Below are 14,035 nucleotides of genomic sequence, written 5' to 3'. Positions count from 1 at the left end.
ATGCGCGCACATATTTATGTTGGCGGAAAGCAATTGCATGAAAGCTGCATGGCAAACATTCGTGAGTTTCGCTCCGCTGGCGCTTGCAATGAACTGCTCGCCTTCACCGAACTCGACGTCTCGGTGCTCAATGTGCACGGCGGCAGTGCCGACTTCCTGTGCGACGCCAGCCTGGCCAATATCCTGCTGGTCGACAGCCGCGAATACCATCTGCTCGACGCCATCGCCCCGGCCCAGCGCATGGCGCGCGGCCTGGCCGGCCAGCGCCTCTGTCCCGCGCCCCTGATCCTGGCGGTCGACGCCAATCAGCCTCCGCCCAGCGCCACCGACAGCCTGGTACTGGCGGCCGACTGGGTATTCGCGCCGGTCAGCCCGACCGACCTGCTGCGCCGCGCATCGCTGCTGCTGCGCCGTATGCAAACGCTGTACCAGGGCACGCTCGACGCGGTCCAGCCGCGAGCGGCATTCCCGTCCGCGCCATCGCTGACGCTGCACGCCGCGTCGCTCTCGGTGGCTTACCAGGACCGCACCATCCGCCTGAGCCGCGCCGAATTCATGCTGGTCGATCTGTTTCTCAGCCGCACGGGCGGCGTGGTCTCGTTCGGCGAACTGTCCGAATTCTTCCAGACGCAGGGCAAGGCCGACACGCGCAGCAATATTCGCGTCGGCATCTTCGAGCTGCGCCTCAAGCTCGAACAACTGAGCGGTTGCGCGCTGGGCCTGGTCAGCATTTACCGCCAGGGCTATGCCTTGCGCCACACCAGCGGGCGCAGCCCGCGGCAGTGCGGCGACTACCTCACAAGCGGGTCAGGCAGCGGCTGGCCTCGGCAATCTCGCGCTGAAACGGGTTGTTGACACTGCTGGCCTTCTGTTCATATCTGAGGGCCACCCCGTCGACGTCGACACTGAGCGCAAAGCGGTCGGCTTGCGCGTTTTCGTGCGGGCGCCCCAGGTCGAGCATGTGCAGCCCGGCCCAGGCCCCCTCGGTATGCAAGGCTGCGCTGGCGGCGGACCCGGGCAGCCGCTGCACTTGCTCGCTGCCTTTGCCGCCAGGCACCTGGAAACGCGCCGCGGCGGTTGCCCCGGCGGCCCCCGTATCGACATGGCTGGCCAGATTGGTGAGCATTCCCGCCTATCCGCTGGCACCGGCCATGCTGGAGCAGATCATCCGCCTGCAACTGGACCGCATTAAGGCGCGGGTCGAGCAGCGTTACGGGATTCGATTCGGGTACAGCGATGCGGTGGTCGAGCTGGTGACGCTGCGTTGTACCGAGAGCGAGTCGGGCGGCCGGATGATCGACGCAATCCTGACCAATTCGATGCTGCCCGATATCAGCCGACAGTTCCTTACCAGGACGATGGAAGGCGGCGCAATGGCCGACATCGAGGTCGGGGTCGCGCACGGGGAGTTCGTGTACATTCAGGAATTCGTGTCAAAAATATGGCCCGGCTGCGTCGAGGGTAGCGCTATCGGCATGCCCGTCGCTCACGGCGCGCAAGGCGCGGACAAAATCGTCGAGCTGGCTGGGCAGCGCCGTGAGGTAAAGCGTTACCTCACTTGCCACTTGATTGATGGGGAACTCAACGAACCGCGATTGAGCATGCACCGTAATGAGCAGGTCTGCCTGTTGATCGAACTGAAAGCGCGCATGAAACGCGCCAGCGGCAAAGTCAGGGCCGAAGGCACCGAAACGCAGGTCATACATGCCGCCGTCAACGTCGTCCTTGAATACATCCAGTCCGCGCACGGCATTGCGCAGCTGCTCATGGCCGACATAAACCTCATGAGAAAATCGGGACGCGCCATCGGAGATCGATATTGTCAATTGCGACATGTCGTCATCCGACCAGTTTTTGACAAACTCGATTTTCGCTTCCATGGTGCCGACCCTTTCGACTGAAGATAAATAACAGATAAAAAAGCCCGCTGCATGGCGGGCCTGATTATTCGCTCACACCCTGTTGCCGCCTACCAGGCAGCAACAGGGCGCAGCGCCAGCATAAGCTATCAGAAATCGAACGCCGCCGACAAACGCACGGCGCGCGGCGCACCCACGTTCACACGCCCTGCTCCCCACGCGCTTTCAAAGTACTCCTTGTCGGCCACGTTGGTCACGTAGGCACGCAACACCACCGGCATCGCGCCAAAGCGCGTCGCGTAACGCGCGCCCAGGTCCAGGGTCGTCCACGAATCGAGCTTCAGGGCATTGTCCTGCGACAGCCACTGCGAACCGGTGTAGTTCACGCGCGAGCTCAGTTCCAACCCCGGCACGGCGGCAATCGCGTAATCGACGCCGATGTTGGCCGTCAGGCGCGGAATACCGAACTGCGCCTTGCCTTGATTGAGGCCCTTGGCGGTCTTGGTCTGCTCGGCCTTGGTGTATGCCATGCCACCGAGCAGGGTGATGTCCTTGCCGGCCTTGCCGAAGACATTCCACTCCACGCCACGGTTTCGCTGCTCGCCGTCGGTCGTCATGCGGTTGTTCGACTCGATCAGCGCCGGTTTGCTGATCTGGAACAGGCTCAAGGTCTGCGTCAGCGTATTCATCGCCCATTTCACGCCGACTTCGGCCTGCTTGGACTTGTACGGTTTGAACGTTTCGCCTTCGTTCGCGTACGGCGCCTTGACGGTGGTGCCGGCGCTCAGCCCTTCCACGTAGTTGGCATACAGCGAGACGTTCTCGCCCCACGGTTTGACCACCACGCCAGCGAGCGGCGTGACGGCGGTTTCTTCGTAGTTGCTCAGCTTCTGGTGCACCTTTTGCGCGCGCGCGCCGATGGTGACCTGCAGCTTGCCGTCGGCAAACCACATCGAATCGGCCACGCTGACGGCGGTCATCACGTCGTCGTTGAACTGGCTGTAGGTCGACGCATCTTTCCCGGCCGGCATGATGATCGGGGTCGGGTTGTAGATGTTGCTGTTAATGGCCAAGGTGCCGTTGCCGCGGCTGCCGCCCTCGTAATTCATCACATTGGCCGCCACGGTGACCTTGTGCGCGATGGCGCCGGTGGCAAACTGGCCGCGCACGCCCGTTTCAAAGGTGCTGGTTTCGTACTCGCCCCACGAATTGTAGGCCGTGCCGGTCGCCTTGCCGCTGTCGCCGCCCGACACCGGCAGCACCGGACGGGTGCCGAAGATGAAGCCGTCATACGAATGCTTGGCCGTGCCGGCCGAGGCGAAGGCGCTCCAGCCGGCACCCAGCTCGACCTGGCCGCGCACGATCAGGCCCTGGGTTTCGGTGTTGCCGTACACATCTTCGCCATAGAAGAAGTTGGTGGAGCCGTGCGGCGCCTTCGGCACGCGGGTCCAGCCGGTGAGGACAGGCTGCATCGGCGCGCCCTTGCGCACCTTGTTGGTCAGCGAGTAGGCGTCCATCTCCACGTTCCAGCCCTTGCCCTGGTAGTCGACGGCCACGTGGCCGATCTCGCGCCGCTTGGTCTGGTGGTCCAGCCAGGTTTTGCCGCCGGACAGCACACCGTTGACGCGTACGCCCAGGCTCTGGTCAGCGCCAAAGCGGCGCGCCACATCGGCGTGCACGCCGACGTTCGATTTGGTCGCAACAGAGGTCGTCACGCGGGTCAGCGGGGTGGCGCCGGCGCGCTTGGGCACCAGATTGACCGCGCCGCCCACGTCGCCCGCCGGCGGCAGGCCCATCATCATCGCGCCGGGACCCTTGAGCACTTCGACGCGCTCGAACATGTCGGTCGGAGTGTTTTGCTCAGGGGCCAGGCCGTAAGCGCCATTGATCGCCATCGATCCCGAACTCACGCCAAAACCACGGATATTAAAGTTCTCGACGAGATGGCCTTCGTTGGTGGTGGTGCGTACCGACGGGTCGTTCTTGAGCACGGCGCCGATGGTCTGGGCTTGCTGGTCGGCGATGGTTTGGGACGTGTAGGCGGTGATGTTGAACGGCGTGTCCATCACGCTCACGTTGCCGAGCACGCCGAGACGGGCGCCCTTGGCGACTTTGCCGCCGGGTGCGGCCGCGGGAAGGCTGTCGGCCGTTTCGGCAGCGGCCTTGACGGTGATTTCTTTCATGGTCTCGACGGGCGCCTGAGCCATTGCCGGCAGGGCCACGGTGGCGATCATGGTCATACAGGCCATGGGAATGGCACGGAAAGCACACACAGGGACAACTCGCATTACATTTGCTCCATTCGGTTAGAAGTGATTTGGCTTGAATTGGTGTCAGGGGATGGCGCAAGCGGCGCCGGCTCGCGCCAGACGCTGTGCTGCTCGCCGGAGCGGCCGCGCCGGCGCACGCGCGCCGCCATCCACAGCAGCGCCAGGCCGCCGAGCAGCGACAGGCCGTCGATCCACAGGTAATCGGTTACGTACGGTTTGGCGATCGGCATGCCGGGGAACACGCTGGCCAGCAGGCTGGTCGCCGGAACCAGCAAGGTCGCCAGCACCGCGGCGAGCGTGAGCCGGTAGCCGGCCCAGGCGGCGCCCTTCACCAGCGCCGCCAGCAGGCCCGCACCGAGCGCGGTGTTAAAGACGGACAGGCCGATGCCGGCCATGTCCAGACCCAGGCTGGCTTCCCAGCGCAATGCCACCAGGCCCAGCGGCAGCCCGATAACCGCGCCCAGGCACAGCCCGACCGTCAGCGCGGCCACCCAGCGCACATGGCGCGGCTGTTCGAGGGGAACGGCCAGCTGGCGGTTCTTGCGCAGGCGCGATTCGATCCACAGCAGGTTGCCGGTATAGAACAGGATCGCGCCGAGCACGCCCATCACGGCATATGCCACGCGCACCGGTACCCCGCCAAAGCTGCCGAAGTGCAGCGCGAAGATGGCGGACAGGCTCGCTTCCCAATTGGTTTGCTGGTGCGGCAGCAGGCTGATGCCCTTGTTGAGCTGGCCGGTGACGGGATTGAAGTTCATGAAACCGGCGCGCGGGGCGCGCATGTGGCCGCTCCAGTCTTCGCCGCCCATGTTCACTTGCGGTTTGGGACTGTTCAGGCCGCGGTAGGTCAGTTCGGTCGGCGTGAAACTGGCGGAGCGCGCCCGGGCGCTGGCCAGCAGGCTGGACGGCGCCACCCAGGTTGCGCTGGCGCCGGGGTCGGCCTTGCCCTTGGCGCGCGGCGCCGCGTCGGCTTGTTTGCCGATGGCGTGAATGGTGGCGTCCTGCGTGTCGTAGACCCAGTCGTGCAGGCAGAAGCCGGCGGTGGTCAGGGCAATGGCCAGGTGGAACGGCAGGCTGGTGATGCCGATCAGGTTGTGCGCGTCGAGCCAGAAACGCTTGACGTTGGCGGTGATGCGCAGCAGGAGCAAATCCTTGACCAGCGACGGCAGCAGAATCACCACGCCGGATATGAGCGCCAGCGCGTACAGCAGGGCCACGAAGCCGATGATCGGCTCGGCCACGGCGCCGGCCAGCGGCAGGCCGCCGTTGCGGTGCACTTCGTCGACGAAGTGGCCGGCCGGCCCGGTTTGCGCGGCACTCGTTTGCAGCTGGCCGGCTGCGTCCAGGGTCACCTGCCAGCTGGCGCCCTGCTTGTCGGCATAGCGCATGCGGCCGAAACCTGGCCGCTCGCGGTCGAGCACCAGCACAGCGCTGCCGATGGCATCGTCGCGCGCGGCGAAAAAGGCGCGCGCCAGCGCATCGACCGGCGAACTGGCAGCCTGCTGCGCGCTGGGGACAGCCTCGGCCCAATGCCCGATTTCCGGCTTGAACATGGTGAACGCGCCGGCGTAAAAGGCGATGAACAGCATCACGCCGCTGAGGATGCCGACCCAGGTATGCACCACTTTATAGGTGCGCACGATCTCCGGCTTCATGCGGCGCTCCCGCCGGCCCGCATCAGGAGGTAGCAGGCGGCAGCGGCCAGCGCGTTGGCCAGCGCCAGCCAGGTCCAGCAGGCGCGCTTGCTGGGCACCAGGAAAATCAGCGCGATCACGCTGACCCACAGCGGATACACGACCCACATTGTCAGTTGCCCGACGATCGGGCCGGCGTCCAGCCATTGCATCAGCTGGTGCAGCGCGCCGCTCAGCGCGATCGCCAGCGGGTAGCCCAGCACCAGTGCGACCACGCCGTTATGCAGGAGCACCTGGTCGCGCTGCGCGCTGTCCTTAGCCATGCGCCCTCCCCGCGCGCGCGCGGCGCACCGCGCGCAGCACGCCGACCAGCGGCAGGGCGATCATCCAGATGGTCAGCACGGTCAGGATGGCAGTGAAGGTGCTCGCGCGCGCGGCGAGGATGACAACCGCCAGCAGCAGCGGCGCCGCCCCCAGCGCCCAGCCCAGCGCGGCCGGCAAACGTGGTTCGGCCCTGGGCGTGCTGAAATTGCAGCACACGGCGGAGAGCAGCGTCAGGATCAGGGCAAGGGCGAACAACATACTGGCTTTCAACTCGCCCGTGGGACTGGGGAGACGGCCGCATCTTACCCCAAATGTAAATGATTCTCAATACGATGGTTGAGTAAAATATATCTTTCAGAAGAAATTGCGTTCCCTACGGAAATTTTGTATAGTGATAGAACCCGATGTCAGGGCAGGACCGAGGCCCCAGCGCCGCCTGCGCGTCCACGCAATCACCGAATTCCTCCGGCCACGCATCCGCCGATCCTTTGCACTGTTGCAAAATGCTGACGCTGGGCGTCACCGACCGGGAAGCATCATGGACATCGACCTCCCTTATTCCGACGACCTGCGGCGCGTGCGCGCGTTGTGCGCGCTGCGCGTGCTCGATACGCCCCAGGAAGAACGCTTCGACCGGCTGACCCGCCTGGCCGCAGCCACCATGGCGGTACCGATCGCCCTGGTGTCGCTGGTCGACGAAGAGCGCCAGTGGTTCAAGTCGCGCGTCGGGCTGGACGCGGCCGAAACGCCGCGTTCAATTTCCTTCTGCACCCACGCGGTGGCCAGGCGCGAGATGCTGGTGGTCGAGGATGCACTGCAAGATGCGCGCTTTCACGCCAATCCGCTGGTGACTGGCGCACCTGCTATCCGCTTCTACGCCGGCCAGCCCGTGTTCTCGCACGATGGCGAAGCGGTCGGCACGCTGTGCATCATCGATACCGTGCCGCGCCAGTTCGACGACGCGGCGCGCCAGAGCCTGCGCGACTTCGCCAGCCTGGTCGAAGATGAACTGAACAAGGGCACGCTGATCGCCGCGCGCGTAAGCGCCGAAGGGGCGCTGCAGGCGCTCAATATCGAACTGGAAAAACGCATCGACGAGCGCACAGCCTCCCTGCGCGACGCCAACGACACGCTCAAGCGCGAAATCCGCCAGCGCCTCAGCGCCGAAGCAACGCTGCGCGCCAACGAGGAGCGCATCCGCACCATCATCAGTTCCTCGTTCAGCGCATTTGTCAGCACCGACGCGAACGGCATGGTGGTGGACTGGAATCCGTCGGCCGAGCGCACCTTCGGCTGGACGCGCGAGCAAGCGCTGGGCCAGGAACTGGCCACGCTGATCATCCCCGAAAGCTACCGCGAGGCGCACCGCGCCGGCATGCGGAGCTTCACCCGCCAGGGCGCGGGCAGCGTGATCAACACGCGCATCGAAATGCCCGCCTGCACCCGAGACCATGGCGATATCACGGTCGAGATGACGATCAACGCCTTCCAGGCCGGCGGCGAGACATTTTTCGGCGCTTTCCTGCACGATGTCTCCGAGCGCATCAAGGCCAAGCTGGCCTTGATGCAGAAACAGCAACTGCTCGACACCGTGCTCGAAACGCTCGATGTCGGCGTGGTGGCCTGCTCGGCCGACGGCGCGCTGACCCTGTTCAACCGCGCCGCGCGCGAATTCCACGGCCTGCCGCCGCAGGCGCTGCCAAGCGGCGACTGGGCCTCGCATTACAGCCTGTTTTCGGCCGATGGCACGCGCCTGCTGGAAGAGCGCGACGTGCCGCTGGTGCGCGCGCTGCACGGCGAAACGGTCAAGGATTGCGCCATGCTGATCGCGCCCAAGGGCCTGAACCGTCGCTGCGTGCTGGCCAGCGGGCGGCGCATGATCGGCCCGAATGGCGAAGCCATGGGCGCGGTGGTGGCGATGAAGGACATCACGGAATTGAGCGAATCGCAGCGCAAGCTGAAACTGAACGAGCAGCGCCTGCGGGCGATTACCGAAAACCTTCCGGCCCTGATCGGCCAGGTCGACAAGGCCGGCAATTTCACTTTCCTCAATTCGCAGGCGCTGCGTTTCTACGGACGCGAAAACGCACAATTGATCGGCCAACCAGTGCGCCAGGCCTACAGCGCGCCGGAATTCGAGAAAGTCGAACAGTTCATCAAGCTGGCGATGCAGGGCAAGCGCGTCTCGTTCGAGGATGAAATCACGGTCGAGGGGCGGCGCTCGTATTACCACGCCTCGTATATCCCCGACATCGACACCAGCGGCTCGGTCAACGGTTTTTACGCGATGGCCTTCGACATCACCGCACGCAAGTGCAGCGAAATCCGCCAGCGCGACAGCGAGGAGCGCCTGCGCACCGTCACCGACAACCTGCCGGCGCTCATTTCGTACCTCGACATCGATCTGCGCTACCGCTTCGCCAATGCCATGTACAAGCAGTGGTACGGCATCGATCCGGCCGACATGGTGGGAAAATCCATCACCGACGTCTTCCCCGCGCACTTCCACGGCCAGCGCGAACAACAACTGCGGCGCTGCCTGGAAGGCCACACCGTGCAGCTGGAAATGGAAGTCGAACACGGGGGCGAAAGCCGCATTCTTCACTCGGTGTACATACCGCACATGCGCGATGGCGTGGTGCTGGGCGCCTACCTGCTCTCGACCGACGTGACGGCCGCGCGCCGGCACGAGGCCAACCTGAAGGCGCTGGCCAATACCGATACGCTGACCGGGTTGCCGAACCGCCGCAGCTACGAAGCCGAGCTGGAAGCGGCGCTGGCCCGCAGTGTGCGCAACCGCACTGGCATCGCCCTGATGTACCTCGACATCGACCGCTTCAAGCAGATCAACGATACGCTCGGTCACGCGTGGGGCGACGAGGTGCTCAGGGAGTTCGCCAGGCGCTTGCTGGGCGCGGTCAGGAAAACCGATACGGTATCGCGCCTGGCGGGCGACGAATTCACCATCATCCTCGAAGGCGTGCGCTCGCCCGAGGAGTGCGCCGGGATCGGCGCCAAGATCGTGGACGCGATGCGGCCGCTGTTTTCAGTCGGCGACATGGCGCGCCAGGTGTCAAGCAGCATCGGCATCGCCTGGACCGACAGCGCCCAGCCCGACGCGCGCGAACTGGCCAGGGAGGCCGACGCGGCGCTGTACCAGGCCAAGGCGGCTGGACGCAATCAATATTGTCTGGGAACGAAGCAAACGTGATGGTGCGGCGCCGGCGAGACGGCGCACATGAAATATCACACCTCTTTCCGGATCTTCGCCCGCCCTGCCGGCGGAAAAGCATCCGGGTGCATGCAGCGTCCGGATGCTTGTGCCTACCTGCTTGCGCCGCCCTACCCCTGCGTCGCCACCGCCACGGCCACGCCATCGCCAGCCCGCCAGCCGCCGCCGAGCACCTTGTAGAGGGTGACCCGGCTGGTCTGCTCGGCCAGCCTGACTGAAATCAGGCCTTGCTGCGCCGCATACAGCGCCCGCTGCGCGATCAGCGCATTCTGGAACGTATCGGCGCCATTCTTGTAGCGCGCTTCGTAAATCCGATAGCTCTTGTCGGACGCTTCCACCAGTTGCCGCTGCGCGTTCAGGCGCTCGTCCACCGTACCGCGCTGGGCCAGGGCGTCGGCCACTTCGCGAAACGCGGTCTGGATGGTCTTCTCGTACTGCGCCACGCCGATATCGCGGTTGACCTTGGCCACCTCCAGATTGGCGCGGTTGGCGCCGCTGTCAAAAATCGGCAGGCTGATCGACGGCGCGAAACTCCACACGCCCGAGCCGCCGTCAAACAGGCCAGACAGACTGGAACTGGCCGTGCCGGCCTGCCCGGTAAGCGTGATGCGCGGGAAAAAGGCCGCGCGCGCCGCGCCGATGTTGGCGTTGCTTGCTTGTAGCGTGCGCTCGGCCGCGAGCACGTCCGGCCGGCGGTACAGCAGGTCCGACGGCAAACCGGCGCTGACCGCGGTGAGCGCGGTCACGTCCGCCAAGCCGGCATTCGGCAGCAGTTCGGCTGGTACGGCGGCGCCGGCCAGCAGGGTCAGCGCATTCTGGCCCTGCGCCACCTGGGCGGTGTAGGCGGCGGCATCGGCACGCGCCGTTTCCACGGTGGTGCGGGCCTGGTACAGGTCCAGCCCGGCCGCCGCCCCGGCCTTGACGCGACTTTCGCTCAGGGCCAGGGAGCGCTGCTGGCTGGCCAGGGTCTGGCGCGCGAGAAGCAGACGTTCCTGGTCGGCCATCAGGGTCAGGTAGGCGTTGGCCACCTCGGCCACCAGCGACATCTGCACGCTGGTGCGCGCTTCCTCGGTGCCCAGATAGGTTTGCAGCGCCGCTTCCGACAGGCTGCGCACGCGGCCGAACAGGTCGACCTCCCATGCGGCCACGCCCAGGTTCACGCCATACTGCCGATTCACGGCGCCCTGCCCGCCCGCGCTCATCTTGTCGGCCGTGCGCTGGGCGCTCTGGCTGGCGCCGGCCGCCACCGACGGCAACTGCGCCGCGCGCTCGATGCGGTACTGGGCGCGCGCCTTGTCGATGTTCAGTGCCGCGACGCGCAGGTCGCGGTTGTTGGCCAGGGCCAGCGTGATGAGTTTCTTCAGGCGCTCATCGGCGAAGTAATCGCGCCAGGCGATGTCGGCGGCCGCTGTGGCGCCCGCGGCGGCGGGCGCCGGGTACACCGTGCCGGTAGGCCAAGCCGCAGCGACCGGGCTCACCGGCTGCTGGTACTTGGGCATCATTGTGCAGCCACTGATCACGGCTGCGAGTACGGTCAGTTTCAAGGTCGAACTAATTGAGCTATTCATGTCAATGCCCCTCCACGGAAGCGATGGCGGACGCGGGCGCCACCTTGTTTTTGCGGACCACGAAAGCGCGGACCACCACGAAGAACACCGGCACAAAGAAGATGCTCAGGAAAGTCGACGTCAGCATGCCGCCCAGCACGCCGATACCGATGGCATTCTGGCTGGCCGAGCCGGCCCCGCTGCTGATCGCCAGCGGCAACACGCCGAGACCGAACGCAATCGAAGTCATCAAAATCGGACGCAGGCGCAGGTGCACCGCTTCCAGGGTCGCTTTCCTCACGTCCATGCCGCCATCTTCCAGCTCCTTGGCAAACTCGACGATCAGGATGGCGTTCTTGGCAGCCAGACCCACCACCGTCAGCAGCGCCACCTGGAAATACACATCGTTCGACAGGCCGAACAGCATGGTGCCGAGCACGGTACCGAGCACACCCAGCGGCACCACCAGCAGCACCGAGAATGGAATCGACCAGCTTTCATACAGCGCGGCCAGGCACAGGAACACGATCAGCAGCGACATGGCATACAGCATGGTGGTTTGCGAACCGGCGGCGCGCTCTTCGATCGACACCCCGCTCCACTCGAAGCCGATCCCTGGCGGCAGCTTGGCGACCAGCTTTTCCATTTCCAGCATGGCGTCGCCCGAGCTGAAACCGGGTGCGGCCACACCCTGGATGTTGAGCGACGGCGTGCCGTTGTAGCGCTCCAGGCGCGGCGAGGCGTAGATCCATTTGCCGGTGGCAAAGGTCGAGAACGACACCATCTCGCCGCTGGCATTGCGGGCGTACCATTTGCCGATGTCTTCCGGCGCCATGCGCGCATCCGACGCGCCCTGCATGTACACCTTCTTGACGCGGCCGCGGTCGACGAAGTCATTCACATACGCGCCGCCCCACGAGGTGGACAGCACATTGTTGATGTCGGCCAGCGACAGGCCGAGCGCGCTGGCTTTTTGCTGGTCCACTTCCAGCTTGTACTGGGGCGAATCTTCCTGGCCGTTGGGACGAACCTGCACCAGCATCTTGCTTTGCGCAGCCATGCCGAGCAGCTGGTTGCGCGCGCCCATCAGCGCTTCGTGGCCGAGGCCGCCTTCATCCTTGAGCATCAGGTCGAAGCCGTTGGCGTTGCCGAGTTCCATCACCGCGGGCGGGGCGATGGCGAACACCATCGCATCCTTGATTTGCATGAAGCGGCACATGGCCTTGCCGACGATGGCCGGGGCGCGCAAGAGCTCGCTGCCGCGCTCGTCGAAATCCTTGAGCTTGACGAACGCCATGGCCGCGTTCTGGCCGTTACCGGCAAAGCTGAAGCCGGCCACCGAGAACACCGAGGCGACCGCATCCTTCTGCTCGTTCAGGTAATGCTGCTCGACCTGCTCGACCACCTTGAGCGTGCGCTCCTGGGTAGCGCCGACCGGCAATTGCACCAGGGTGTACAGGATGCCCTGGTCTTCCGCCGGCAGGAACGAGGTCGGCAGGCGCAGGAAGCCGACGGCCATCAGCAGCGCCAGCACGGCGTACACCACCATGGTGCGGCCGGTGCGGGCGATCAGGGTACCGACCCAGCCCTGGTAGCGGCGGCTGCTCTTGTCGAAACTGCGGTTGAACCAGCCGAAAAAGCCCGTGGTGCCGGCCTTGTGACCCTGTTCGACCGGCTTGAGCAAGGTGGCGCACAGCGCCGGCGTGAATACCATGGCAACCAGTACCGACAGCACCATCGCGGACACGATGGTGATCGAGAACTGGCGGTAAATCACGCCGGTCGAACCGCTGAAGAAGGCCATCGGCACGAACACGGCCGAGAGCACCAGCGCGATACCAACCAGCGCGCCGGTGATCTGGGTCATCGATTTCTTGGTCGCTTCTTTCGGCGACAGCCCTTCTTCGCTCATGATGCGTTCGACGTTTTCGACCACGACGATGGCGTCATCGACCAAGAGGCCGATCGCCAGCACCATGGCGAACATGGTCAGGGTATTGATCGAGTAACCGAGAATGCTGAGCACGGCGAAGGTGCCGAGCAGCACGACCGGCACGGCCATGGTCGGAATCAGGGTGGCGCGGAAATTCTGCAGGAACAGGTACATCACCAGGAACACCAGCACGATGGCTTCGATGAGGGTCTTGACCACTTCCTCGATCGACAGCTTGACGAAGGGCGAGGTATCGAAGGCGACCACGGCTTTCATGCCGGCCGGGAAGTTCTTCTGCATTTCCTCGACCTTGGCCTTGACGTTCTTGGCCGTGTCGAGCGCGTTGCCGCCGGTGGCGAGCTTGATCGCCACGCCGGCGGCAGGCTTGCCGTTGAAACGTGCCACGATGTTGTAGCTTTCACTGCCCAGTTCCATGGTCGCCACGTCGCTCAGGCGCACCACGGCGCCGTCGGCACGGGTCTTGAGCAAGATCGCACCAAACTGTTCCTTGGTTTGCAGGCGGCTCTGGGCCGACACGGTGGCATTGAGCTGCTGGCCGGGACGCGATGGCGCGCCGCCCAGTTCACCCGCCGACACTTCCGCATTCTGGGCGCGGATGGCGCTGCTCACGTCGGCCGGGGTCAGCTGGTAATTGAGCAGCTTGGCCGGGTCGAGCCAGATCCGCATTGCGTATTGCGAGCCGAACTGGGTCACGTCGCCCACGCCTTCCACGCGGCTGAGCGAATCGACCACGCTGGAAGCGACGTAATCGCCCAGGTCGGCCTGCTGCATGCTGCCGTTTTCCGAGACGAAACCGAGCACCATCAGGAAGTTCATGGTGGACTTGCTCACCACCAGGCCCTGCTGGGTGACGGCGGCCGGCAGCAGCGGTGTGGCCAGTTGCAGCTTGTTCTGCACCTGTACTTGTGCGATGTCCGGATCGGTACCGTTGCTGAACGTCAGCGTGATGCCGACCGAACCGCTCGAATCGCTGCTCGACGACATGTATTGCAAGCCATCGATCCCCTTCATCTTTTGTTCGATGACCTGGGTGACAGCGTCTTCCACCGTCTTGGCGGACGCGCCCGGATAGCTGCCGCTGATCGAAATCGATGGCGGCGCAATGCTCGGATACTGCGAAATCGGCAAGCCCAGAATGGCCAGCACGCCGCCCAGCATGATCACCAGCGCGATAACCCACGCAAAGATCGGACGGTCAATAAAGAAACGGGCCAT

10 protein-coding genes are annotated in these 14,035 nt (G+C 64.8%); 3 read left to right on the top strand and 7 right to left on the bottom strand.

Features of this window, described 5'->3' with window-relative positions; genetic code table 11:
- Positions 1-48 precede the first annotated feature (48 nt).
- Complete coding sequence (locus tag CR152_RS19690; protein ID WP_157778617.1) at positions 49-855, top strand: helix-turn-helix domain-containing protein; 807 nt, start codon at positions 49-51, stop codon at positions 853-855.
- Here CR152_RS19690 and CR152_RS34265 read toward each other — a convergent pair.
- A complete protein-coding gene (locus CR152_RS34265) occupies positions 797-1,126 on the bottom strand; it encodes a type VI secretion IcmF C-terminal domain-containing protein (RefSeq protein ID WP_229413464.1) in 330 nt (109 codons plus the stop codon). The two genes, CR152_RS19690 and CR152_RS34265, sit on opposite strands and share 59 nt — an antisense overlap.
- On the opposite strand from CR152_RS34265, the gene CR152_RS19685 reads away from it, so the two are divergent.
- Positions 1,119-1,901: a ClpB D2-like domain containing protein gene (locus tag CR152_RS19685; RefSeq protein WP_229413463.1), complete on the top strand. Its 783-nt coding sequence runs from the start codon at positions 1,119-1,121 to the stop codon at positions 1,899-1,901. The two genes, CR152_RS34265 and CR152_RS19685, sit on opposite strands and share 8 nt — an antisense overlap.
- 107 nt (positions 1,902-2,008) lie before the next feature.
- Here CR152_RS19685 and CR152_RS19680 read toward each other — a convergent pair whose 3' ends face one another.
- From CR152_RS19680 to CR152_RS19670, 4 genes are read right to left on the bottom strand one after another with little or no spacing between them, the layout of a single operon-like run.
- The gene (locus tag CR152_RS19680) at positions 2,009-4,099 is read right to left on the bottom strand and encodes a TonB-dependent receptor (RefSeq protein ID WP_229413462.1); all 2,091 of its coding nucleotides are present in this window, start codon (positions 4,097-4,099) and stop codon (positions 2,009-2,011) included.
- Positions 4,100-4,146: 47 nt separating this feature from the next.
- Positions 4,147-5,784, bottom strand: coding sequence for a PepSY-associated TM helix domain-containing protein (locus tag CR152_RS19675; protein WP_157778616.1), 1,638 nt, complete (start codon positions 5,782-5,784; stop codon positions 4,147-4,149).
- Positions 5,781-6,086 carry a hypothetical protein gene (locus CR152_RS33125; protein ID WP_157778615.1) on the bottom strand — a complete coding sequence of 102 codons (306 nt, stop codon included), beginning with the start codon at positions 6,084-6,086 and terminating at the stop codon, positions 5,781-5,783. Before CR152_RS33125 ends, CR152_RS19675 begins: the two co-directional genes overlap by 4 nt.
- On the bottom strand, positions 6,079-6,345 hold the full coding sequence (locus tag CR152_RS19670) for a hypothetical protein (protein ID WP_099877442.1): 267 nt from the start codon (positions 6,343-6,345) through the stop codon (positions 6,079-6,081). Before CR152_RS19670 ends, CR152_RS33125 begins: the two co-directional genes overlap by 8 nt.
- 280 nt (positions 6,346-6,625) lie before the next feature.
- Here CR152_RS19670 and CR152_RS19665 point away from each other — a divergent pair, with 280 nt between their 5' ends.
- Positions 6,626-9,298, top strand: a complete 2,673-nt coding sequence (locus tag CR152_RS19665; RefSeq protein WP_099877439.1) for a sensor domain-containing diguanylate cyclase — start codon at positions 6,626-6,628, stop codon at positions 9,296-9,298.
- Between the two features lie 131 nt (positions 9,299-9,429).
- Here CR152_RS19665 and adeC read toward each other — a convergent pair whose 3' ends face one another.
- Together adeC and CR152_RS19655 are read right to left on the bottom strand one after the other, a co-directional pair.
- Positions 9,430-10,887 (bottom strand): AdeC/AdeK/OprM family multidrug efflux complex outer membrane factor, encoded by a 1,458-nt coding sequence (gene adeC / locus CR152_RS19660; protein WP_099877436.1) that lies wholly within the window; start codon positions 10,885-10,887, stop codon positions 9,430-9,432.
- Between the two features lies 1 nt (position 10,888).
- The gene (locus tag CR152_RS19655) at positions 10,889-14,035 is read right to left on the bottom strand and encodes an efflux RND transporter permease subunit (protein ID WP_099877433.1); all 3,147 of its coding nucleotides are present in this window, start codon (positions 14,033-14,035) and stop codon (positions 10,889-10,891) included.

The sequence above is a fragment of the Massilia violaceinigra genome (genome assembly GCF_002752675.1).
GTDB classification, from domain to species: domain Bacteria; phylum Pseudomonadota; class Gammaproteobacteria; order Burkholderiales; family Burkholderiaceae_D; genus Telluria_A; species Telluria_A violaceinigra.
The sequence above is the reverse complement of the archived record's forward strand: the minus strand, read 5'-3'. Positions and strand labels throughout refer to the sequence as shown.